This is a genomic window from Burkholderia sp. M6-3 (assembly GCF_050858985.1).
In the GTDB taxonomy this organism is placed as follows: Bacteria; Pseudomonadota; Gammaproteobacteria; order Burkholderiales; family Burkholderiaceae; genus Paraburkholderia; species Paraburkholderia caledonica.
Window position 1 is genome coordinate 595,488 of sequence record NZ_CP110091.1, and the last position, 23,296, is coordinate 618,783.

Genomic DNA, 23,296 nt, shown 5'->3' on the forward strand with positions numbered 1-23,296 from the left:
TTTCCTCAAGCTGCGACAGCTACGCTGTCCTTGATGACGTCTTCGAGAATCGCAAGCGCTTCGTCAAAGACCGTGTCCTCGATCGTCAGCGGGAACAGGAAGCGCACCACGTTCGAATAGACGCCGCACGCGAGCAGCAGCAAGCCGCGTTCGAGCGCGCGTGTTTGCACGCGTTTCGTGAATTCAGCGTCGGGTTCCGTGCTGCCGGGCTTGCAGAACTCCACGGCCACCATGCCGCCGGGGCCGCGCACGTCGGCGATTTGCGGCGCCTCGTTTTGCAGCGCGATCAGCTTCGCCTTGACGCGGTCGCCGAGGATCGTGGCGCGCTCGCACAGCTTCTCTTCGTCAATGATGTCGAGTACCGCAAGCGCGGCGGCCACCGCGAGCGGGTTGCCCGCATAGGTGCCGCCGAGCCCGCCGGGCGCCGCTGCATCCATGACGTCGGCGCGGCCAATCACGCCCGACAGCGGCATGCCGCCCGCGAGACTTTTGGCAACCGTCATCAGATCGGGCACCACGTCGTAGTGATGCATTGCGAACAGCTTGCCGGTGCGGGCAAAGCCGGTTTGCACTTCATCGGCTATCAGCAGAATGCCGTGCTCGTTGCAGAGCTTGCGCAGCGCGCGCACGAACTCGGCCGGCGCGGGATAGAACCCGCCTTCACCCTGAACCGGTTCGAAGATGATCGCGGCAACCCGTTTTGGATCGATGTCGGCCTTGAAGAGGAATTCGATTGCTTTCAGCGAATCGGCCGTGCTCACGCCGTGCAGCGGATTGGGGAACGGAGCGTGGAATACGTCGGAAGGAAAGGGCCCGAAGCCCACCTTGTACGGCGCGACCTTGCCGGTCAGTGCCATGCCCATCAGCGTGCGGCCGTGAAAGCCGCCGGTGAAGGCGATGACGCCCGGACGGCCCGTCGCGGCGCGTGCAATCTTGATCGCGTTTTCAACAGCTTCCGCGCCGGTGGTGAAAAACGCGGTCTTTTTCGGATGATCGCCGGGCGCGCGCTCGTTGAGCTTTTCCGCGAGTTCGACATACGACGCATACGGCACGATCTGATACGCCGTGTGCGTGAAACGGTCCAGCTGGTCGCGAATGGCGGCGACGATCTTTGGATGACGATGGCCGGTGTTGCACACTGCGATTCCGGCAGCGAAGTCAATGAAGCGGCGACCCTCCACGTCCCATAGTTCCGCGTTCTGCGCACGCTCTGCATAGAAATCGCACATCACGCCGACGCCGCGCGGCGTGGCGGCATCCTTGCGGCTCTTCAATTCTGCGTTCTTCAGGTTCATCGCGTGGCTCCTCTGTGTCGGCGGACGCCGCGCGTCGCGCGGCACATGGAGCGACTATAGTTAGATTTGGCTCTTAGCTTCAGAGCCATTTAAATGAAAACGTTGGAGCCAATTGGGGACGCTGAGGAGAAGGGCATCGCCTGCGTGAGTACGCCAGGCGAAGTTCGAGATTGAGAATTCGCAGTTCCGAAGCGGCAACTTGCCAGCGCAAGGCCGCTGGCCGCTGGCCGCGCCACGCTCATCAAATCCGGATCAGCACCGCACCCAGCGTCACCAGTGCACATGCAACGATGCGCCGGGAAGTGAGCTTTTCCCGCATGAAAAGCCAGCCGATCAACACCGCGAAGATCGAGCTCAACTCGCGCAGCGCGGAGACCATCGCGATGGGCAGATAACGGTACGCCTCGATGATCAGGCAATACGCGACGAGCGCGAGCGCGCCGGACGCCATGCCCTTGAGCACCACCGAGCGGCCGATGAAAAGTCCTTTGGCGCCGCCGCGCCAATGCCATGCGAGCAGGAACTGCGGCACGTTCCAGATCAGATAGACCCACATGATGTAGCTGAGGCCATTGCCTGCGACGCGCGCGCCGATTCCGTCGACGACCGAATACGTCGCGATGAAAAATCCCGTCAACAGCGCGAACGGCACGCTTTCGCCGGAGAAGCGCATGCCGCGGCGAAACGCGAGCGAGACAATCCCGATCGACACCAGCGCGACGCCAATCGCGGCGAGCGGTTTGAGCGATTCATGCGCGAACACCAGTGCGCCGACGAAGACGAGCATCGGCGACAGGCCGCGCGCAATCGGATAGATCTGCCCGAAGTCGCCGCTTCGATAGGCGCGGATCAGCGCCAACAGATAGCCGAACTCCAGGACCACCGACGCGAAGATATACGGCCACGCGGCAGGCGCCGGCAACGGCAGGACGATCACGCCCACCGCGCTCACGGCGATGTACGGAATCGCCATCATTCCGAGCAGCCACACACGGTCTTCGGACAAATGCAGGAAGGCGTTCCACGTGGCGTGAAGGAGCGCCGACAGCAGGACCAGCAGGACGACAAGGGTTTCCATCGAAGGTCAGGACAGGGCTAGGTTGGCTGGCCTGACTGCCGGCCGCAAGCTCGTGATTATTCCAGCAGAAGACGCAAATGGACGAGTGCACGACCAAAGTGGAGGGGCTTTATGGGGAAAAACGAGGCGATTTGTGGCGATCCGGAAGACGTCATGATGACGTCCATGCGACGTTAATATGACGCGCGTATGTCAGCATTTCCTCGCTGCGCAGCCGTCATGCATGCCGACCTGCGGCCAGGCTATATTGCTTCATTCGCCGTGCCGTCCCTGACACCCAGCACTCCTCGCGACGCCCCATGCAGCCTTTGAGCTTCCTTCCCGACAGCTTTGCCGAGTACGAAGATCTCAAGGCGATCCTCGATCAGGGCAGTGCGAGCTTTGCGATCCGCACGCTCTGCGAGACGACGGTGCGCGGCCGGCGTTTCGGCGTGCATGTCGCGAGCATCGGTTCGACCGATCCGCGCGCGCCGGCCATCGGCTTCGTCGGCGGGATTCACGGACTCGAGCGAATCGGCTCGCAACTGGTGCTCGATTACATGCGCGCGTTGCTTGCACGGCTCGAATGGGACGAACTGCTGGTCCGGCAACTTCAGTCGATCCGCCTTATCTTCGTGCCGATCGTCAATCCGGGCGGCATGTGGGCGGCCACGCGAGCCAATCCGAACGGCGTCGACCTGATGCGCAACGCGCCGCAAAACGCGGACGAGCGTGTGCCGCTGCTGGCGGGCGGCCAGCGCGTCGGCGCCTGGCTGCCGTGGTATCGCGGACGCCGCGGCGCTCCGATGGAAGCCGAGGCCGCCGCGCTGCTGCAGGTAGTTGAAACGGAACTCGCCGCGCGGCCCTTGAGCATCGCGCTCGATTGCCATTCGGGTTACGGCTGGAACGACAGCATCTGGTTTCCGTATGCGCGCACACGCAAGCTGATGCCGCATCTGCCGGAAATGTACGTGCTGAAAACCATGTTCGAGCGTTCCCATCCGCATCATGGCTATACGTTCGAGCCGCAGAGCCATCAATATCTGCTGCACGGCGACCTGTGGGACTTCGCGTACGATCGCGCGCCCGCACCCAACGTCTTTCTGCCGATGACGCTCGAACTCGGTTCGTGGCTATGGATCAAGAAGAACCCGCGGCAATTGTTCTCGCGTCAGGGAATCTTCAATCCGGTGAAGGCGCATCGCACGGCGCGTGTTTTGCGGCGCCACGCGAACCTGCTCGATTTTCTGGCGCGCGCCGTTTTTTCGGCGCAGCGCTGGCTGCCGCAAGGCAATCGCCGCGAGCAATTGCTGCAAAGCGCGATCGATCACTGGTACAGACCGGACAACGCATGAGCACGTGGATCTTGCTGCGCGGACTGACACGCGAGACACGTCACTGGGGCCGTTTGCCCGATGTGTTACGTGAAGCCGCGGGCGCTTCGGGCGTGAGCTTGATCGACTTGCCGGGCAACGGCGAATTTGCGCATTTACGCGCGCCTGCCACGGTCGCCGGGATGGTTGACTTCGTGCGCATTGCTGCTGTGCAAGGAGGGGCGAAAGGCACAGGCACGGTCGGCACCGGTCCAACGGACATAACCATGCGTGGTCCATTCAACGTGCTGGCGATGTCGCTCGGCGGCATGGTCGCGACCGCCTGGGCGCAACAGTACCCCGACGAGATCGGGCGCCTCGTGTTGATCAACACGAGCATGCGTCCGTTCAGCCGCGTACACGAACGGCTGCGTCCGTCCGCGTGGCCTGGTCTATTGACAATCGCCATGCATTGGAACGACGCCGTGCGCGCAGAGACCGCCATTCATCGATTGACGTGCAACAACGCCGATACCCTTGAAGCCGATCTTCAATCATGGAGCATGATTCGCCGCAGCGCGCCGGTGAGCCGCGGCAATGCGTTGCGCCAGTTATCGGCGGCGGCGCGCTTTACCGCAGACGCGGCTAAACCGGCTTGTCCGCTGCTGATTCTGTCTTCGCACGACGACCGGCTCGTCGATCCGGTTTGCTCCGCGAAGCTGGCCGCAGCGTGGGGCGCGCGTCATCGCGAGCATGCATGGGCAGGCCACGACCTGCCGCACGACGATCCCGCGTGGGTCGGCGAGCAGGTGAGTGCATGGCTTGCGCATGAAGCCGCCGAAGCGGACCGCATGCGGCAAATGGCGATTGCGCGCTTGCAGCATAAGCCCGGGCAGCGGGTATAACCTAAGTCGGTGCATGGGTCGCATTGCGGCGTGCAGGCGCATAATCCTTGTTCAGACGATGCATGCGATCCGGGCGATACCCGCCACTGCCGACAGCCGGGGAGTTCATCATGCAAGCAAAGAACGAAGAAGCCGTCACGCACTTGCTGAACGATGTCGTCGAGTTTGCACGAGCGCGCTTGCCCGAGCCGACGTTTCACATCGTCGAGCCCTTTCTGCGGCACTACTACGATTTCGTCGACGTCGACGATCTGCAAAGCCGCTCCATTCCCGATCTGTACGGCGCCGCGCTCGCGCACTGGCAGACCGCGCAGCGCTTTGTACCCGGCAGGGAAAGGCTGCGCGTCTACAACCCGATTCTCGAGCAGCATGGCTGGCACTCCGATCACACGGTGATAGAGATCGTCAACGACGACATGCCGTTTCTGGTCGATTCCGTTTCGATGGCGGTCAATCGGCAAGGTCTCGCGTTGCATTCGGTCGTGCATCCGGTGTTTCGCATCTGGCGCGCGCCCGACGGCGACATCGCGCGCGTGACGCAGGGCGCGGAAGAGGCCGCCGACACGCGCTCGCAATTGGCCTCGTTCATTCACTTCGAAGTCGACCGTTGCGGCGACGCGGCGAAACTGGACGCGCTGCGCGACGATATCGCGAAAGTACTGCGCGACGTGCGCGCCGCGGTTGAAGACTGGCCAAAGATAGTGGAACTCGCACGCGTCACGATCAAGGCCATGAAAGCCGGCGAGAGCGGGCCGGATGCGATGGAAGCGCGCGCGTTTCTCGAATGGATGGTCGCCGACCATTTCACCTTTCTCGGCCACCGCGACTACGAACTCGTGCAACAGGGCACCGGCTACGGCCTGCGCGCGGTGCCGGGCTCGGGCCTCGGCATCATGCGCGATGAACTGCGTGCAACGGATGGCGCCGCAGCGGCGCCAGAGGTGACCGTCTTACCGCCGGCCGCTGCCGAAATCATTTCGAGCGCCTCACCGATTTTCCTGACCAAGGCCAATTCGCGGGCAACCGTGCATCGGCCCGGCTATCTGGATTACGTAGGCATCAAACTCGCGGGTGCTGACGGCAAGGTGGTCGGCGAGCGGCGCTTCATCGGCCTCTATACGTCGACCGCGTATTTTGTGTCCGCGGCCGAGATTCCGATCGTTCGGCGCAAGTGCGCGAACATCGTGAGGAGGGCCGGATTCTTGCCGAAAGGTCATCTGGCGAAATCGCTCGTGACGGTGCTGGAAACGTATCCGCGCGACGAACTGTTCCAGGCCGACGAGAACCAGCTCTACGATATCGCGCTCGGCGTGCTCCGTTTGCAGGAGCATCAGCGCACGCGCCTTTTTGTGCGGCGCGACCGCTTCGACCGCTTCGTGTCGTGTCTCGTGTTCGTGCCGCGTGACAAGTACAACACCGATTTGCGGCAACGAATCGCCAATCTGCTTACTGACGCATTCAACGGAGCGAGCGTCGAGTTCACGCCGCTGCTTTCCGAATCGACGCTCGCGCGTATTCACTTCGTCGTGCATGCAAAACCCGGTGGCATGCCCGATGTCGATACACGCGAACTCGAAGCACGTCTCGTGCAGGTCTCGCGCCGCTGGCAAGATGATCTCGCCGATGCGCTGCTCGACGCGTTCGGTGAAGAGCAGGGCAATCGTCTGCTGCAGCACTACGCGGATTCGTTTCCGCCCGGCTATCGCGACGACTATGCCGCGCGCACGGCGGTGCGCGACATCGAACTGATCGAGCGCGTGCAGGGCAGCGAGCGCCTCGCGATGAATCTGTATCGGCCAATCGAAGCTGGGCCGCGCGCATTCCGCTTCAAGGTCTATCGAGCGGGAATGCCGATCGCGTTGTCGCGCAGTTTGCCGATGCTCGAACACCTGGGCGTGCGTGTCGATGAAGAGCGGCCGTATCTGATCGAAGCGCTCGGCGCGACGCCTGCGTGGATTCACGACTTCGGGCTTGAAGTGGTCGACGACGCCGAGTTCGATATCGAGCGCGTGAAAGATCTCTTCGAAGATGCGTTCGAGCAGGTGTGGACAGGCGCGATAGAAAGCGACGACTTCAACCGCCTCGTTCTACGCGCGCAATTGAGCGCGCGCGAAGTGACGATACTGCGGGCGTACGCGAAGTATCTGCGTCAGGTGGGCTCTACTTTCAGCGATGCGTATATCGAGCGCGCGGTGACCGGCAATCCCGCGATTGCGCGCATGCTGGTCGAACTCTTCATCGCGCGGTTCGACCCGTCATTGGCCGGCACACGTGAGACGCGCGTGGAGAATTTGCTGAAGACGATCGACAGTGCGCTCGACCAGGTGCCCAATCTCGACGAGGATCGGATACTGCGGCAGTTTCTCGGCGTCATCAAGGCCACGCAGCGCACCAACTATTACGTCTTCGATGCTGACGGAAAGCCGAAGCCGTATCTATCATTCAAGTTCAACCCGGCGCACGTGCCCGGCTTGCCGGAGCCCAAGCCGATGTTCGAGATATGGGTCTACTCGCCGCGCGTCGAAGGCGTGCATTTGCGCGGTGGACGTGTGGCGCGCGGCGGCTTGCGCTGGTCGGACCGTCGCGAGGATTTCCGCACTGAAGTGCTGGGTCTGATGAAGGCGCAAATGGTGAAGAACGTCGTGATCGTGCCGGTCGGCTCGAAAGGCGGCTTCGTCGTGAAGAACCCGCCGCCGCAATCGGAACGCGACGCATGGATGCGCGAAGGCATTGCGTGCTATCAAACGTTCCTTCGTGGTTTGCTCGATCTGACCGACAATCTTGCGGGCACGACGGTCGTGCCGCCGCGCGACGTAGTGCGGCACGACCCAGACGATCCGTATCTGGTGGTCGCCGCGGACAAAGGCACGGCCACGTTCTCCGACTACGCGAACGCGATCTCGCAGGAATACGGTTTCTGGCTCGACGACGCCTTTGCGTCGGGCGGCTCGGTCGGTTACGACCACAAGAAAATGGCGATCACGGCGCGCGGCGCCTGGGAGTCCGTCAAGCGGCATTTCCGCGAAATGGGCGTCGATACGCAGACGATGGACTTCACGGTGGTCGGTATCGGCGATATGTCCGGCGACGTGTTCGGTAATGGCATGTTGTTGTCGCCGCATATCAGGCTCGTGGCCGCGTTCGATCATCGGCATATTTTCCTCGACCCGAATCCCGATCCGGCAGCCAGTATTGCCGAGCGCGGACGTCTCTTTCTTCTCGATCGATCGAGTTGGGCCGACTATGACCCTTCGCTGATTTCAGCGGGCGGCGGCGTGTTTCCGCGCACGGCCAAGACCATTGCTCTCTCGCCGGCCGTGCAATCGGTACTCGGCATCAGCGCAGCGGCGCTCTCGCCGGCCGAACTGATGCGCGCGATTCTGCAAGCGCCCGTCGATCTGCTCTACAACGGCGGCATAGGCACGTATGTGAAGGCCTCACGTGAGACGCACCTGCAGGTTGGCGACCGCGCGAACGATGCGATCCGGGTGAACGGCGCGGACCTGCGCTGCAAGGTCGTAGCCGAAGGTGGCAATCTGGGGCTCACGCAACTCGGCCGTATTGAGTTCGCGCAGCGCGGCGGCCGCATCAATACCGATGCAATAGACAACTCCGCGGGTGTCGACTGTTCCGACCATGAGGTCAACATCAAGATTCTGCTGGGACTCGTGGTGGCCGACGGCGAGATGACCGCAAAACAACGCAACGCGTTGCTGGCGGAAATGACCGACGAAGTCGGCCTGCTCGTGTTGACGGACAACTATTACCAGACTCAGGCGCTTTCCATTGCAGGCCGTTATGGTGTCGAACTGCTCGACGCTGAAACGCGCCTCATGCGCTATCTGGAACGGGCCGGCCGCCTGAACCGCGCGATCGAGTTTCTGCCGAACGACGAAGAAGTGGCTGAGCGGCAGGCCGCGAAACAAGGGCTCACCACGCCGGAGCGTGCGGTGCTGCTCGCGTACAGCAAGATGTGGCTGTACGACGCGCTACTCGATTCTTCGGTGCCCGAAGACCCGCTCGTCAGCGACATGTTGATCGAATATTTTCCGAGGCCTTTGCGCCAGCGCTTCAGCGAGCCGATGCAGCGTCATCCTCTGCGCCGCGAGATCCTTGCGACTCATCTAACCAACGCGTTGGTGAACCGCGTCGGCTGCGAGTTCGTGCATCGGCTGATGGAGGAAACCGATGCGCAACCCGGCGACATCGTGCGGGCCTGCATCATGGCTCGCGATGTGTTCGATCTCGACGATGTGTGGCGCAGCATCGACGCGCTGGATAACCGCGTCGCCGACGACGTGCAGGCGCGCATGTTCGTCGAGGTCGCTCGGCTCGTCGAACGATCCGCGTTGTGGTTCTTGCGGCATTTGTCGTCGCCGGGCGTGCACAGCGACGATGTGACCGGCCTGCTCGCGCGTTGCCGCGACGCCGCGCAGCGTCTCGCGCCGCAGTGGCCCGCTTTGCTGCCGGCTGCCGATCTCGAAGCGCTATCCGAACGCCAGCGTGTGCTGGTCGACGCCGGCGTTGATAGTGAACTCGCGGTGCGCATTGCGAGCGGCGAGATTTCAGCGGCGCTGCTCGACATCGCGGAAGTGGCGTCCACGTGCGAGCGCAAGCTCGAACTGGTGGCGGGTGTGTACTTCGCGCTCGGCACTCTGCTCAACTACAACTGGATCAGCGAACGTGCGGCCGCGCTGCCCGCGCCGTCGCACTGGGACATGCTGGCGCGCGCGTCCGCATTGGCCGAACTTGCGCGACTCAAACGCGCGCTCACGATGAGCGCGCTTGCCAGCGCCGACGACGCGGCCACGCCGGACGCGCTGGTTCAGGCATGGCGCGACAAGCGCGCCACGCAGCTCGAGCGTTATGCGCGCCTGCTTGCCGACCTGAGGGCCACTGGCGGAGCGAGCCTGTCGATGCTGCTGGTGATTGTTCGGGAAATGGCCGCGCTCGAGAGGGCATGAGCATTGCGTGGGGGAAGCGGTAAAGAAAGGCTGGTCAAAGTTCCACGCACGCGGGGCGCATAGCACCGCGGTTGGACGCACGTTGCCCGGCATGTCCATAATACGGATTCCCGGCAAGTGAAAGCCTTTTGAAAATCGACTAACGCCCTCCACGACGATGAAAGAAGAATCGCCGAAAGCCATTATTTATGCGCTTGCCGCCAACTTTGGCATTGCCGTCTGCAAGTTTGCCGCTGCGTCGTTCACCGGCTCCGGTTCGATGTTCGCCGAAGCTATTCACTCCACCGCCGACTGCGGTAATCAACTGCTGCTGCTCTTCGGCTTGCGCCAGGCGCGCCGGCCGGCAAGCCCATTGCATCCGATGGGCGGCGGGCGCGAGATCAACTTCTATTCGCTGCTGGTCGCGCTGTTGCTGTTCTTCGTCGGCGGCGCATTTTCAGTGTACGAAGGCGTGCATCGCCTCGTCGCGCGGGAGCCGCTGCAATATGCGTATGTCGCGCTCGTAGTGCTCGGCGTCTCCGTGGTGCTGGAGGCGTTCTCGCTGTGGGGCGCGATGAAGGAGATCCGCAAGGTGCATCCCGAGAAAACGCTGTGGCGCTGGTTCAGGGAAACGCGCGAGTCCGAGTTGCTGGTGGTCGCGGGCGAGGATATTGCCGCGCTGGCCGGCTTGGGGATGGCCTTCGTGGCCGTGCTGCTCACTTTGGTGACCGGCAATCCTGTCTATGACGCGCTGGGTTCCATCGCCGTTGGTCTGCTGCTGATGGTGATCGCCGGCCTCGTGGCGCGCGAAGTGAAGTCGATGATCGTCGGCGAATCGGCAAGCCCCGAAGTGCGCCGCGCAATCGAGGCGCATTTGCGCGCACGCGGTGAGATTCGCAGCATCATCAACATGATCACTCTGCAATGGGGACGCCATGTAGTGGTCGCCGTGCAGGCTGAGATGATCGACTACGCGAGCGGCCGCGCGCTGGTCGACGCGATCAACGTGATCGAGGCAGATTTGCAAGCCGCATTTCCGCAGGTGCGCTGGGTGTTTTTTGAACCAGACGTGCCCCGCGTCTAACCATGCTTTTTCGGCACACGTGACTCGCGCAGGGCTTTGCGCGAGTTACGCAATCGGCACTTCATGTAGTGGAAAATAATTTCTTCGCATCTATACTTCTTTCGGCTTGAAGGCGGCACTCTCCCAAACTGCATCACAAGCAAAAGGAAGATCACGATGCTGACTCGCACGTTTAACGCTCTCTCGGTCATTGCACTCGCGGCATGCACAGCCTTTACTTCCGGGCCGGCCAGCGCGGACGACAACGACGCTTTCTCGCATGACGGCGGCGGCTCGCGCGGGCGGCCAGTCAAGGTGATGATTATTTCGATGTTCGGTCCGGAGGGCCAGGTGTGGCTCGATAAGCTCGGGCCATGGCGCGATATTCCGGTAGACGGCCTGTCACCCGATTACCCGGCAGTACATTGCAACCGCCAGGACGTATGCGTAATGACGACCGGCATGGGTCACACGAACGCCGCGGCGTCGATCATGGCATTGACGTTCTCACCGCGATTCGATTTGCGGCATACGTATTTCATGGTGGCGGGTATTGCCGGCATCGATCCTCAACAGGGTACGGTCGGCTCCGCTGCGTGGGCTAAATATCTCGTCGACTTCGGCATTCAGTGGGAGATCGACGGGCGCGAGATTCCGGCCGGGTGGAACACCGGCTATCTCGGCATCAACACGAAGAGCCCTTCAGAAAAGCCGCCGCTCGATTACCGTACCGAAGTGTTCCAGCTCAATACGCAACTCGCCGATACCGCATTCGCCTTGTCGCGCAATGTGGTGCTTTCCGACAACGCGCAGGCGCAGGCCGCGCGTGCGAAATATTCGTACGCGCCTGCTAATCGCCCGCCGACCGTTATTCAATGCGATACGCTCGCCGGCGATACGTGGTGGTCGGGCACGCTGCTCGGGCAACGGGCTCGCGACTGGACCAAGATCCTGACGGATGGAAAGGGCGTGTATTGCACCACGCAGCAGGAAGACAATGCCACGTACGAAGCGCTAAAACGCGCGGCTTCGGTGCATAAGGTCGATTTGAACCGCGTTGCCGTGGTGCGTGCGGGCTCTGATTTCGACCGTCCGTACGACGGACAGACCAGCGCCGACAATCTGCTGAACTACTCCGCGCAAGGCGGGTTCACGATTGCTCTCGAAAATCTGTACCGCTCAGGTAATCCGCTCGTGCAGGACATTGTCACGCACTGGAGCGAATGGCGCGAAGGCGTGCCCAAACGCTAACCAGCTAGTTGCATGCGGGCCGCTTCATGCGGCCCGCACTGCAATGGCGCGCGACACTCAACGTTGTGGTGCGCGATACGGTGTCCAGACGGGGGCGTCTGTATCCCAATGGTCGAGTTCCGATGGTGTCATGATGTGCTCCTTTATGAAGACTGGAAAGCTATCGTGGTGATTGGCGTTTAATCCGGAAAACTAACGATTTTCTCGTTCGATTTCCTATGTGCTCAGTGCCCCGCTTGTTGCTCCGTTTAGTGCTTTGCTTATTGCTCGTTACTGGCCATTAGCCACACGCGTGACGTCGCCGCTCGTGCCTTCCTGCAACGCGATGCGCGCGGCCTGCGTCTGACCGATCAGACCTTTGTTCGGGTAGCTCGTGCGATTGAGCGCGGGCAGCGAACCGTCACGATAGGCGGCGACCAGCTCAGCCTGCACTTCGGCGCGCGTTTTTCCGCTCGTCGTCGAAGTCGGTTGTGTCTGATAAGTACCGGCGTGCCCAATGCCGTTGCCGCCGCCGTTGCTTTGTGCAAATACCGGCGCGCTGGCGAGCAGCGAGAGAGCAAGACCTGCGAGAAGATTGCGTTTCATGATTCACTCCTGTCGATTCGTTTGCAGCACGAGGGGCGCTGCGACAGGGTGAAATGTAGACTTCGAGTCGACCTCGATAAATCGCGCTTTCGCGAAATGAATTGTCGCGATTTCGGAACAATCGCGCGACGACCCCTATAAACACGGGCTCAAACAACAACCGCGGCATTAGCGCCGCGGTTGGAATTCACTGTTCCAGATTTTGTACTTCAATCTAATTGAATTACGCGACCCATTCGGAAATAATCGGCGTGTCGAGTGCAGGAGCCGATTCGCGTTCTTCCAGTGTGCGTTGCGAGCATGTTGCGTCGAGCGCACCGCGGCCGCTCAGCAATGGGCAGCGATCGAATACTTCGGCGATCCAGTCTACGAAAACACGGACTTTAGGCGACAGATGCCGACTGTGCGGATAGACTGCGGAAATCGGCATCGGCAAAGGCTTGAGTTCTGGCAGTACTTCAACCAGTTGGCCTGAACGCAGATGCGGCAGCACCATGAAACGAGCCGGCTGAATCAGGCCAAAACCTTCCAGCCCGCAGGTCACGTAGGCATCGGCGTCGTTGACCGACACAATGCCCTTCATCTTTACTTCAACCTCTTTGCCATCAACCATAAACGCCCAGTCGAGCGTGCGTCCCGTACGGCTCGAGAAGTAATTGACTGCTTTGTGATTTTCCAGGTCGTCGAGCGAAGTCGGCATGCCGGCCCGTTCAATGTATTCCGGGGCGGCGCAGGTCACGCCCTCGAATAGGCCAATACGCCGTGCCACCAGCGAAGAATCCTGGAGTGCGCCGACGCGCACCACGCAATCCACGCCTTCCTGCAAAAGGTCGACCTGTCTGTCCGACAAGCCGAGTTGCAGGTCGATGTCCGGGTAGCGCGTGTGGAATTCACATAGTTGAGGAATCACCAGCAAGCGGCCGATCGAGCCCGGCATGTCGATGCGCAGCTTGCCGTGCGGCTTTTTATTGCCGCTCTGAAAACTGGCCTCGGTCTCTTCGACGTCCGCGAGAATGCGCACGCAGCGCTCGTAATAAGCGGCGCCGTCCGGCGTAAGCGACAGGCGCCGCGTAGTGCGGTGCATGAGCCGTGTGCCGAGGAACGCTTCGAGGTTCTGAATGATCGTGGTAACCGATGCGCGGGGCAGGTCGAGCGTTTCCGCCGCACGGGTAAAGCTGTTGGTGTCGACAACGCGTGTGAACACTTGCATGGCCTGAAGCCGGTCCATTGCAAACCTCCAGAAGGGGCAGGCGTACTGATCAGGATTCGAATCCGCGGAGCAATCGGATGGATTGTTCAGGGGCGCCGAATTGTGTTGCCGGATTATAGGCATTTATTTACGAGTCTGCCGAACCCACAATTCGCACCATTGAAGTTCTTTGCGCATTGCGCGGCTCGACATGCAAGCATTTAAACCGCCGTACTCCTTTGAGCCCACCGGCAGTGCACCGGTAGAGGCCGACAGCACGGCACTCGAAGTCACTGACGTGCAGATAGAAGGGCACGCTCAGGACATCACATTGCGTTTGTACCGGCAGGGAAAGAAAACCGCACTTCCAGTACTGCTTTATTTTCACGGCGGTGGCTTTACGAAGGGATCTATCGATCAAGCCGACTTCGCCTCGCGTTATTTCGCAGAACATTTACCGGCATTGGTGGTGTCGGTCGGTTATTCACTGGCGCCGGCGTTTCCGTTTCCCGCCGCGCCTGAAGACGCGCATCGCGCGGCATTGTGGGTACAGACGCGGGCGCGTGCTTTTGGCGGCAATAGCAGAAAGGTTGGCGTAGCGGGCCATGACGCCGGCGGGCAATTGGCCAATTGCCTCGCGTTCATCGCGCGTGATCGCGGCGACGTTCAGATCGCCGCGCAGGCTTTGTTTGGGCCGATGCTGGACCCGAGTCTCACCCGCCTTGGCGACGAAAAGCGCCTCGGCTCGGACATCACGGCGAGAGAGTGCGCGGCTTGTTACCGCGCGTACTTGCCGCAAGCGTCGCAACGCATGCATCCGTATGCGGCGCCGCTCGAATCGTCGCGACTCGCGGGCCTGCCGGCCACGCTGATCGCGACGGCGCAAAACGACGTGCTGCACGTCGAGGCGGAGAAATACGCAAGCAGCCTGATCGATGCAGGGGTGCTGACCCAGGTGGTCCGCTATCCCGCCGTCTCGCATGCGGCGTTGGCCGATCATCCGCCCGCCTTGCAGGAAGCGGTGCGATTTTTTCAGTGGCGCTTCGATGCGCGCGCCCATCGATGAAACACAAATAAGCAGAACTTCAATCAACGATACCGGGAGCTTCAAATGACCATTCTTCCTCTTTCCCGTCGCCGTGTGGCGATAGCCGCGCTAGCCGTGCTCGTCGTCGCCGGACTGGGCACGTTCGGCGCAATTCGTGTCGACGCCAGTTCGCCTGCCGCGCCGACCATCGTGCCGGAAGTCGATGTCGCTACTGTGGTGCAAAAGACCATTACCGACTGGCAGAGCTATTCGGGCCGCCTTGAAGCGGTAGAAAAAGTGGACGTCCGTTCACAGGTGCCTGGCACGATCGTGTCGGTCAACTTCAAGGACGGCGCGCTCGTGAAGAAAGGCGACACGCTGTTCGTGATCGACCCGCGCCCGTATGCGGCGGAAGTGGCCCGAGCGGAAGCGCAGCTCGCGGCCGCGCAGGCGCGCACTGGCTACACGCAAAGCGACTGGGAGCGCGCGCAGCGCCTGATTACCGACAACGCAATCGCCAAGCGTGATTACGACGAGAAGCAGAATGCCGCGCGCGAAGCGAGCGCGAACCTGAAGGCCGCGCAAGCCGCACTCGAAACCGCGCGCATCAATCTCGGCTACACGAAGATCGTTGCGCCGGTTTCAGGCCGTGTGTCGCGTGCGGAAATCACGGTAGGCAACGTGGTGTCGGCCGGCGCGAGTTCGACGCCGCTCACCACGCTCGTGTCGGTTTCGCCGATCTATGCATCGTTCGACGCCGACGAACAAACGTATCTGCAATACCTGCGTCGAGCAAAAGACGGCGGCAAGGTGCCGGTCGAACTCGGTCTCGCCGACGAAAGCGGCTACTCCCGCAACGGCGTTATCGAGTCGGTGGACAACCGGCTCGATACGTCGTCGGGCACGATTCGCGTTCGCGCGCGTTTCGATAACCAGGACGGCACATTGATTCCGGGCCTCTACGCACGCGTGAAAGTGGGCGGCAGCGAGCCGCACCCCGCGCTGCTGATCGACGACGCCGCCGTGGGCACCGACCAGGACAAGAAGTTCGTGCTGGTGGTCGATCAAAACAATCACGTTGCATACCGCGAGATTTCCGTCGGCGATATGCAGGGCAACCTGCGGGTCGTGAAGGGCGGACTGAAGGCGGGCGACCGGATCGTCGTCAACGGCATTCAGCGTGTGCGTCCGGGCGATGCAGTGCGTGCGCACATGGTGCCCATGACGACCGACCAGGACCCGAATAGCGCGCCGCTTGCACAGACGCGCGCCAAAGCGGACAAGAATTCGTGAGCGTCGCCGCCGCGGCATTGAACGCGCGGCGCCTTGCTCCAACCGCTTGCTCCAACATCAAGAGCTTCCAATGAACATATCCAAATTCTTCATCGATCGGCCGATCTTTGCGGGCGTGCTATCGGTATTGGTTCTGCTGGCGGGCGTCATTTCGCTCTTCAAGCTGCCGATCTCCGAGTACCCCGAAGTGGTCCCGCCATCGGTCGTGGTGCACGCGCAGTATCCTGGCGCAAATCCGAAAGTGATCGCGGAAGCCGTCGCTTCGCCGCTCGAAGAGCAGATCAACGGCGTCGAGAACATGCTGTATATGCAGTCGCAAGCAAATAGCGACGGCAATCTCACGCTGACGGTCACGTTCAAGCTCGGCACGAACCCGGACCTCGCAACGCAACTGGTGCAGAACCGCGTGAACCAGGCACTGCCGCGTTTGCCGGAAGACGTCCAACGGCTCGGCGTGACGACGATCAAGAGTTCGCCCACGCTGACAATGGTGGTCCACCTGATCTCGCCGAATAACCGCTACGACATGACGTATCTACGCAACTACGCGTTGCTGAACGTCAAGGACCGGCTCGCGCGTATTCAGGGCGTCGGCGAGGTGCAATTGTGGGGCTCGGGCGACTACGCGATGCGCGTGTGGCTCGATCCGCAGAAGGTCGCGCAACGCGGTTTGACGGCGACCGAAGTGGTCAACGCGATTCGCGAGCAGAACATTCAGGTGGCGGCCGGCGTGATCGGCGCATCGCCTTCGGTGCCGGGCACGCAATTGCAGTTGTCGGTCAATGCTCGCGGCCGTTTGAAGACCGAGGGCGAATTCGGCGACATCATCGTGAAGACCGCGCCCGATGGCGGCGTGACTTATCTGCGTGACATCGCCCGTGTCGAACTGGCCGCGTCGGAATACGGTCTGCGTTCGTTGCTCGACAACAAGCCGGCGGTTGCGCTCGCGATCAACCAGGCGCCAGGCGCGAACTCGCTCGCGATTTCCGACGAAGTTCGCTCCGCGATGAAGGACCTCGCTCAAGACATGCCCGCGGGCGTCGAATACAAGATCGTCTACGACCCGACGCAGTTCGTGCGCTCGAGTATCGAGGCGGTCGTGCATACGCTGCTCGAAGCAATCGCGCTGGTGGTGATCGTCGTGATCGTGTTCCTGCAGACGTGGCGTGCATCGATCATTCCATTGATCGCCGTGCCGGTGTCCATTGTCGGTACGTTCTCGCTGTTGCTTGCGTTCGGTTTCTCGATCAATGCGTTGTCGTTGTTCGGCATGGTGCTCGCCATCGGGATCGTGGTGGACGATGCGATCGTGGTGGTGGAGAACGTCGAGCGGAACATCGAAAGCGGGCTCAGTGCGCGCGACGCTACCTATAAGGCAATGCAGGAAGTGAGCGGGCCGATTATCGCCATCGCGCTCACGCTCGTTGCCGTGTTCGTCCCGCTCGCGTTCATGACGGGCCTCACGGGTCAGTTCTACAAGCAGTTCGCGATGACCATCGCGATCTCCACGGTGATCTCGGCGTTCAACTCGTTGACGCTGTCGCCGGCGTTGTCCGCCATGCTGCTGCGCGGTCACGGCGCGAAGGAAGACTTGCTGACGCGTGTGATGAATCGCGTGCTGGGCCGCTTTTTCAAAGGCTTCAACAAGGTGTTTCATCGCGGCTCGACGGCATACGGCCGCGGCGTGACCGGCGTGCTGCGCCGCAAGGGTGCAATGCTCGCGGTGTACGCGATTCTGCTCGGTGCCACGGTGCTGATCTCGCGTGTCGTGCCGGGCGGCTTCGTGCCCGCGCAGGACAAGGAGTACCTGATCGCGTTCGCGCAGTTGCCGAATGGTGCATCGCTGGATCGTACGGAAAAAGTGATCCGCGACATGAGCGCGATTGCGCTCAAGCAGAAGGGCGTGGAAAGTGCGGTGGCGTTCCCGGGTTTGTCGGTGAACGGCTTCACGAACAGTTCTAGCGCGGGCATTGTGTTCGTCACGCTCAAGCCGTTCAAGGAGCGCGGCGACAAGAAGCTCTCGGCGGGTGCGATTGCCGGCGCGTTGAACCAGCAATACGGCGCGATCAAGGATTCGTTCGTCGCGGTGTTTCCGCCGCCACCTGTGCTCGGTCTCGGCACGCTCGGCGGTTTCAAGATGCAACTGGAGGATCACGGTGCGCTCGGTTACGCGGAATTGAACAAGGCAGCAGAGGCATTCGTGAAGAAGGCCGCGCAAACGCCTGAACTTGGCCCGACCTTCTCCAGCTATCAGATCAACGTTCCGCAATTGAACGTGGACCTCGACCGCGTGAAGGCCAAGCAGCTCGGCGTGCCGGTTACTGACGTGTTCAACACGATGCAGATCTATCTGGGCTCGCTGTATGTGAACGACTTCAACCGCTTTGGCCGCGTGTATCAGGTGCGGGTGCAGGCAGACGCGCCGTTCCGTCAACGCGCCGACGACATCCTGCAACTGAAGACGCGTAATGCCGCAGGCGATATGGTGCCGTTGTCGTCGCTCGTGTCGGTCACGCCGACGTTCGGTCCGGAAATGGTGGTGCGTTACAACGGCTATACCGCAGCGGACATCAACGGTGGACCCGCGCCGGGATTCTCGTCCGGTCAAGCGCAAGCCGCGGCTGAGCGCGTAGCCGCCGAGGTTCTGCCGCGCGGTGTCAAGCTCGAATGGACCGACCTCACATACCAGCAGATTCTCGCCGGTAATGCGGGCCTGTGGGTGTTCCCGATCAGCGTGTTGCTCGTGTTCCTCGTGCTTGCCGCACTGTATGAAAGCCTGACGCTGCCGCTCGCCGTGATCCTGATCGTGCCGATGAGCGTGTTGTCTGCGCTGACCGGCGTGTGGCTCACCGGTGGCGACAACAACATCTTCACGCAGATCGGCTTGATGGTGCTGGTGGGCTTGTCGGCGAAGAACGCGATTCTGATCGTGGAGTTCGCCCGAGAGCTCGAACACGACGGACATACGCCGTTGTCGGCAGCGATTGAGGCGAGCCGCCTGCGTTTGCGGCCGATTCTGATGACGTCGATCGCGTTCATCATGGGTGTGGTGCCGCTGGTGTTGTCAACCGGGGCCGGTTCGGAAATGCGTCACGCAATGGGTGTCGCCGTGTTCTTCGGCATGCTCGGTGTCACGCTGTTCGGGCTGATGCTCACGCCGGTGTTCTATGTGGTGCTGCGTACGTTGGCCGGCGGGACGATTCACGTCGCGCAGAAGGATTCGCCGCGCATTGGCGCACCGGTCACGGACGCCTGAGGAGAAAACAACAATGAAACGCTTTGAAAGTTTGAGTGGATGGGGCCGGGCAGCAGCCAGCGGTTTGCTGCTCGCACTGCTCGCCGCCTGCTCCGTGGAGCCTACCTACAAGCGGCCGGAAGTGGACACGCCCACAGCGTTCAAGGAAGCCCCGGTAGCGGCTTCGGGGGCCTCGGCAGCTTCGGCGCCCTCCGCTGCATCGGCACCGGACGCCGGCACGTGGAAGACGGCGCAACCTGCCGACGACGCGCATCGCGGCGAATGGTGGAAGATTTTCGGCGACCCGCAACTCGACGCGCTCGAGGAGCAGGCGGCCGCGGCGAATCAGGACCTGAAGGCGGCAGCAGCGCGCGTGCAGCAGGCCCGTGCGGTGACGCGTGCAGCCAAATCGGACTGGTTTCCGAAGATCGATGCCGGCTTCGGCCCGACCCGCGAACGTGCGTCCGCAGCGTCGCAATTCCTGCCGGATAGCGCCGGTGGCACGACCGGCACCATCTGGCGCGCGCAGGTCGGCGCGTCGTATGAAGCGGATCTGTTCGGGCGCGTCAGCTCTAACGTCAATGCGTCGCGTGCGGACGAGCAGCAAAGCGAAGCGCTGTTCCGTTCGGTGCAATTGTCGTTGCAGGCCGACGTCGCGCAAAACTATTTCCAGTTGCGCGAACTCGATACCGATCAGGATCTGTATCGCCGCACAGTGGCTTTGCGTGAAGATACGTTGAAGCTCGTCGAGCGTCGTTTCAAGGAAGGCGACATCAGCGAGCTAGATGTTTCTCGCGCCCGCAACGAACTTGCGAGCGCGCGTGCGGATGCCGTGGGCGTCGCACGTCAGCGCGCGGCGTCGGAGCATAGCCTCGCGATCCTGCTCGGCAAGCCGCCGGCAGACTTCTCATTCGCAGAAGCGCCGCTGGTGCCGATAGCGGCGCGTGTGCCGCCAGGCTTGCCTTCGGCGCTGCTCGAACGGCGCCCCGACGTGTCGGCAGCCGAACGCGCGATGGCGGCGGCAAACGCGCGCGTCGGTCTCGCGAAGTCGGCGTTTTTCCCGAAGCTCGATATCACGGGCGCATTTGGCTATGAGTCGGCAACCTTGGGCAATCTTTTCATGTGGTCGAGCCGCGCGTTCATTCTCGGGCCGTTTGCCGGCACTGCATTGACGTTGCCTCTGTTCGACGGCGGCCGGCGCAAGGCGAATCTCGCGCAGGCTCGTGCGAAATACGACGAGGACGTCGCGCAGTATCGCCAGCAGGTTCTGGTGGCGTTCCGCGAAGTCGAGGACAACCTCGCCGACCTGCGCCTGCTCGACGACCAGATGCGCGAGCAGAACGATGCCGTGCAGGCCTCGCAGCGCGCGGCGCGTCTGTCGCGCACGCAGTACACCGAAGGCGCGGTCAGCTATCTGGACGTGATCGACGGCGAGCGGCAGGTGTTGAGTACGCAACTGCAGGCGAGCCACTTGCAGGGCACGCAGGCTGTCGCGACGGTCAACCTGATTCGTGCCCTCGGCGGCGGCTGGGGCGATGTGGCTGCGTCCGACACTGCAGTGGGTTCCGCTGCACCGGCTGCAACGCCGGCTTCGTCAGCAGCGCCTGCCGATCAGGTGGCCAAGCGCTAGACGTTTTACTGCTGAGGCTGGACTCGAGTTTCAAACAGGCCGGATCGCGCGACGAGCGCGGTCCGGCTTTTTTCTGCGCAAATCTTTTTTAGCACTTTCCATTCGAAAATCCGTTCGTAGACCCGTAGGTATCGTGGACTCTATGATGATTCGCACCATGACGCGGGCCGTCGAACAGGCTCGCTGCGAACCACATCACGTATCAACTACAAGAGTCCACCATGCGCAATTTCGCTTCAAACGTGCGGCGTTTTTTTCACGCGCCGACGCTCGCGCTTGTCAGCGCCTTCGGCTTCGCACTGGCACTGCCCGCAGCGCCCGCATTCGCAGCGGACGCGCCGACACTGAAAATCGGCACGGCCACGAGCCCGCAAATCGAGGCACTCAAAGTAGCCGTGCGCGAGGCGAAAGAGCAGGGGCTCGACGTGAAGGTAATCGAATTCACCGACTGGAACACGCCGAACGCCGCACTCGCGAATAGGGACATTGACGTCAATTACTTCCAGCACATTCCGTTTCTCGAAAACGCGAAGAAGCAGGGCGGCTATAACTTTGTCGCAATTGCCCCTGGCACGATCATGAAGATCGGTCTGTATTCGAAGAAGATCAAACGCTTCGACGAGTTGAAAGACGGCGCGACCGTGGCGATCGCTAACGATCCTGTCAATGGCGGGCGCGGCTTGTTGCTGCTGCAACGCGCGGGGCTGATCAAGCTGACGCCCGGAATCGACTATCGCGCAACCACGCTCGACATTATCGACAACCCCAGGCATCTGAAGATTGTTCAACTGGAAGCATCGCAACTGGCGCGTTCGCTCGACGATGTCGATCTTGCACAAGGCTATCCGAGCTTCATCAAGCTCGCGGGTACGACGGACCCCAATAGCGCGCTGCTATTCGACGGTCTGGAGAACAAGAACTATGCAATTCAGTGGGTCGTGCGTCCGGAGAGCGTGAACGATCCGCGCGTTCGCAAGTTCATTTCGATCTATCAGCATTCGCCGGCTGTGCGCGCCGCACTCGACAAGGCATTCGGCACTCTGTACGCAGTCGCCTGGTAAGCGGCGCGTTTCGCGCTGAATAGAAACAACGGGAGTGACGCGATGCCGAAGAAGAAGATTGTGTTGAACGCATTCAACATGAATGCGGTGGGCCATATCAATCACGGCCTGTGGACGCATCCGCGGGATCGTTCGGCGCATTACACCGATCTCGACTACTGGACGAGTCTTGCGCAAACGCTCGAACGCGGCAAATTCGACGGGATCTTTCTCGCAGATATTGTCGGCGTGTACGACGTGTATCAGGGCGGCCCCGAAACGCCGTTACGCGAAGCCGTGCAGATTCCAATCAACGATCCCTCGCTGATCGTGCCCGCGATGGCGCATGTGACGCGACATATCGGTTTCGGCGTGACGTCGAATCTGACGTATGAGCCGCCGTATCTGTTCGCGCGGCGCATGTCGACGCTCGACCATCTGACCAAAGGGCGGGTCGGCTGGAATATCGTCACCGGCTATCTGGATAGCGCCGCCCGCGGCATGGGTCTCGCGCAACAGATCAGTCACGATGACCGCTATGACCGTGCCGACGACTATATGGATGTGGTCTACAAGCTCTGGGAACAAAGCTGGGAAGACGACGCGGTGGTGCGCGACCGCGCTTCGCGCATCTTCTCGCAACCGGGTAAGGTACATCGCGTGAAACACGACGGTCCTTTCTATTCGATCGACGCGATTCACTTGAGCGAGCCATCGCCGCAACGCACCCCTGTGTTGTATCAGGCCGGATCGTCGAGCCGCGGCGTGGATTTCGCGGCACGCCATGCGGAGTGCGTGTTTGTCGGCGGACAGAACAAGCAGTTGACGCGTTCGATCGTCAACGACATTCGCGCACGAGCCGCGAGCTTTGGGCGCTCGCCTGACGACATCAAGATCTTCGCGGGCATCACCGTGGTGGTCGGCGAAACCGAACGAGCCGCACAGGAAAAGTTCGAAGAGTACCGGCGCTATGCGAGCGCTGAAGGCGGCATCGCGCATTTCTCCAGCTCGACAGGTATCGACTTTTCGCAATACGAGCTGGATGAGCCGATCTCGTATGTGAAGACGCAATCCATGCAATCGGCGGTCGAAGCCATTTCGAAGAAGAGCGTGAGCGGCGTCTGGACCAAGCGCAAAGTACTCGAACAGATGACGCTCGGCGGTCGCGCAAAACCGGTGGTGGGCTCGCCCCAGCAGATTGCGGATGAACTGGTGTCATGGATCGACGAAGCGGGCGTTGACGGTTTCAATCTGACACGCACAGTGATGCCTGAATCGTTCGAGGACTTCGTGGACCTCGTCGTGCCGGAGTTGCAGAACCGCGGCGTCTACAAGGAAGACTACGATCCCGCGCCTACGCTGCGAGAGAAGCTGTTCGGCGGCGGCCGCGCGCGTTTACCGGACGTGCATGCCGGCGCACAGCATCGGCGAGCGCCGCAAAGCGGCATCAAACAAACCGTGGAAGCCTGA

Annotated in this window: 15 protein-coding genes; 11 read left to right on the forward strand and 4 right to left on the reverse strand. The window is 61.5% G+C overall.

The window, feature by feature from the left end:
• Positions 1–5 precede the first annotated feature (5 nt).
• Positions 6–1,295: a PLP-dependent aminotransferase family protein gene (locus OH764_RS19995; protein ID WP_498850469.1), complete on the reverse strand. Its 1,290-nt coding sequence runs from the start codon at positions 1,293–1,295 to the stop codon at positions 6–8.
• Positions 1,296–1,536: 241 nt separating this feature from the next.
• Positions 1,537–2,373, reverse strand: coding sequence for a DMT family transporter (locus OH764_RS20000; RefSeq protein WP_498850470.1), 837 nt, complete (start codon positions 2,371–2,373; stop codon positions 1,537–1,539).
• Positions 2,374–2,672: 299 nt separating this feature from the next.
• Between OH764_RS20000 and OH764_RS20005 the strand changes: the two genes are divergently transcribed.
• From OH764_RS20005 to OH764_RS20025, 5 genes are all read left to right on the forward strand, one after another.
• The gene (locus OH764_RS20005) at positions 2,673–3,707 is read left to right on the forward strand and encodes a M14 family metallopeptidase (protein WP_498850471.1); all 1,035 of its coding nucleotides are present in this window, start codon (positions 2,673–2,675) and stop codon (positions 3,705–3,707) included.
• Entirely contained in the window at positions 3,704–4,570 is an 867-nt protein-coding gene (locus OH764_RS20010; protein WP_498850472.1) for an alpha/beta fold hydrolase, read from the forward strand. The genes OH764_RS20005 and OH764_RS20010 overlap by 4 nt, the downstream gene beginning before the upstream one ends.
• A gap of 110 nt (positions 4,571–4,680) precedes the next feature.
• On the forward strand, positions 4,681–9,534 hold the full coding sequence (locus OH764_RS20015) for an NAD-glutamate dehydrogenase (RefSeq protein WP_498850473.1): 4,854 nt from the start codon (positions 4,681–4,683) through the stop codon (positions 9,532–9,534).
• A 157-nt stretch (positions 9,535–9,691) separates the two neighbouring features.
• On the forward strand, positions 9,692–10,597 hold the full coding sequence (locus OH764_RS20020) for a cation diffusion facilitator family transporter (protein WP_027777584.1): 906 nt from the start codon (positions 9,692–9,694) through the stop codon (positions 10,595–10,597).
• 156 nt (positions 10,598–10,753) lie between these two features.
• Complete coding sequence (locus OH764_RS20025; RefSeq protein WP_027777585.1) at positions 10,754–11,827, forward strand: purine-nucleoside phosphorylase; 1,074 nt, start codon at positions 10,754–10,756, stop codon at positions 11,825–11,827.
• Between the two features lie 270 nt (positions 11,828–12,097).
• Here OH764_RS20025 and OH764_RS20030 read toward each other — a convergent pair whose 3' ends face one another.
• Positions 12,098–12,412 carry a DUF4148 domain-containing protein gene (locus tag OH764_RS20030; RefSeq protein WP_498850474.1) on the reverse strand — a complete coding sequence of 105 codons (315 nt, stop codon included), beginning with the start codon at positions 12,410–12,412 and terminating at the stop codon, positions 12,098–12,100.
• Between the two features lie 223 nt (positions 12,413–12,635).
• Positions 12,636–13,640, reverse strand: a complete 1,005-nt coding sequence (locus tag OH764_RS20035; RefSeq protein ID WP_020068227.1) for a LysR family transcriptional regulator — start codon at positions 13,638–13,640, stop codon at positions 12,636–12,638.
• A 172-nt stretch (positions 13,641–13,812) separates the two neighbouring features.
• Between OH764_RS20035 and OH764_RS20040 the strand changes: the two genes are divergently transcribed.
• The 6 genes from OH764_RS20040 to OH764_RS20065 all read left to right on the forward strand — a co-directional run bounded on the left by OH764_RS20040 (position 13,813) and on the right by OH764_RS20065 (position 23,296).
• The gene (locus OH764_RS20040; RefSeq protein WP_027777587.1) at positions 13,813–14,667 is read left to right on the forward strand and encodes an alpha/beta hydrolase; all 855 of its coding nucleotides are present in this window, start codon (positions 13,813–13,815) and stop codon (positions 14,665–14,667) included.
• A gap of 45 nt (positions 14,668–14,712) precedes the next feature.
• On the forward strand, positions 14,713–15,921 hold the full coding sequence (locus OH764_RS20045; protein WP_498850475.1) for an efflux RND transporter periplasmic adaptor subunit: 1,209 nt from the start codon (positions 14,713–14,715) through the stop codon (positions 15,919–15,921).
• A 70-nt stretch (positions 15,922–15,991) separates the two neighbouring features.
• A complete protein-coding gene (locus OH764_RS20050) occupies positions 15,992–19,177 on the forward strand; it encodes an efflux RND transporter permease subunit (protein WP_020068230.1) in 3,186 nt (1,061 codons plus the stop codon).
• A 13-nt stretch (positions 19,178–19,190) separates the two neighbouring features.
• Positions 19,191–20,786: an outer membrane factor lipoprotein domain-containing protein gene (locus OH764_RS20055; RefSeq protein ID WP_498850476.1), complete on the forward strand. Its 1,596-nt coding sequence runs from the start codon at positions 19,191–19,193 to the stop codon at positions 20,784–20,786.
• 221 nt (positions 20,787–21,007) lie between these two features.
• Positions 21,008–21,847: a MetQ/NlpA family ABC transporter substrate-binding protein gene (locus OH764_RS20060; RefSeq protein WP_498850477.1), complete on the forward strand. Its 840-nt coding sequence runs from the start codon at positions 21,008–21,010 to the stop codon at positions 21,845–21,847.
• Between the two features lie 42 nt (positions 21,848–21,889).
• Positions 21,890–23,296 (forward strand): LLM class flavin-dependent oxidoreductase, encoded by a 1,407-nt coding sequence (locus tag OH764_RS20065; protein WP_498850478.1) that lies wholly within the window; start codon positions 21,890–21,892, stop codon positions 23,294–23,296.

What these genes read in the sequence shown, in the direction of transcription:
- OH764_RS19995 (WP_498850469.1), bottom strand. Translation starts at nt 1,295, where the DNA reads ATGAACCTGAAGAACGCAGAATTGAAGAGCCGCAAGGATGCCGCCACG.
- OH764_RS20000 (WP_498850470.1), bottom strand. Translation starts at nt 2,373, where the DNA reads ATGGAAACCCTTGTCGTCCTGCTGGTCCTGCTGTCGGCGCTCCTTCAC.
- OH764_RS20005 (WP_498850471.1), top strand. Translation starts at nt 2,673, where the DNA reads ATGCAGCCTTTGAGCTTCCTTCCCGACAGCTTTGCCGAGTACGAAGAT.
- OH764_RS20010 (WP_498850472.1), top strand. Translation starts at nt 3,704, where the DNA reads ATGAGCACGTGGATCTTGCTGCGCGGACTGACACGCGAGACACGTCAC.
- OH764_RS20015 (WP_498850473.1), top strand. Translation starts at nt 4,681, where the DNA reads ATGCAAGCAAAGAACGAAGAAGCCGTCACGCACTTGCTGAACGATGTC.
- OH764_RS20020 (WP_027777584.1), top strand. Translation starts at nt 9,692, where the DNA reads ATGAAAGAAGAATCGCCGAAAGCCATTATTTATGCGCTTGCCGCCAAC.
- OH764_RS20025 (WP_027777585.1), top strand. Translation starts at nt 10,754, where the DNA reads ATGCTGACTCGCACGTTTAACGCTCTCTCGGTCATTGCACTCGCGGCA.
- OH764_RS20030 (WP_498850474.1), bottom strand. Translation starts at nt 12,412, where the DNA reads ATGAAACGCAATCTTCTCGCAGGTCTTGCTCTCTCGCTGCTCGCCAGC.
- OH764_RS20035 (WP_020068227.1), bottom strand. Translation starts at nt 13,640, where the DNA reads ATGGACCGGCTTCAGGCCATGCAAGTGTTCACACGCGTTGTCGACACC.
- OH764_RS20040 (WP_027777587.1), top strand. Translation starts at nt 13,813, where the DNA reads ATGCAAGCATTTAAACCGCCGTACTCCTTTGAGCCCACCGGCAGTGCA.
- OH764_RS20045 (WP_498850475.1), top strand. Translation starts at nt 14,713, where the DNA reads ATGACCATTCTTCCTCTTTCCCGTCGCCGTGTGGCGATAGCCGCGCTA.
- OH764_RS20050 (WP_020068230.1), top strand. Translation starts at nt 15,992, where the DNA reads ATGAACATATCCAAATTCTTCATCGATCGGCCGATCTTTGCGGGCGTG.
- OH764_RS20055 (WP_498850476.1), top strand. Translation starts at nt 19,191, where the DNA reads ATGAAACGCTTTGAAAGTTTGAGTGGATGGGGCCGGGCAGCAGCCAGC.
- OH764_RS20060 (WP_498850477.1), top strand. Translation starts at nt 21,008, where the DNA reads ATGCGCAATTTCGCTTCAAACGTGCGGCGTTTTTTTCACGCGCCGACG.
- OH764_RS20065 (WP_498850478.1), top strand. Translation starts at nt 21,890, where the DNA reads ATGCCGAAGAAGAAGATTGTGTTGAACGCATTCAACATGAATGCGGTG.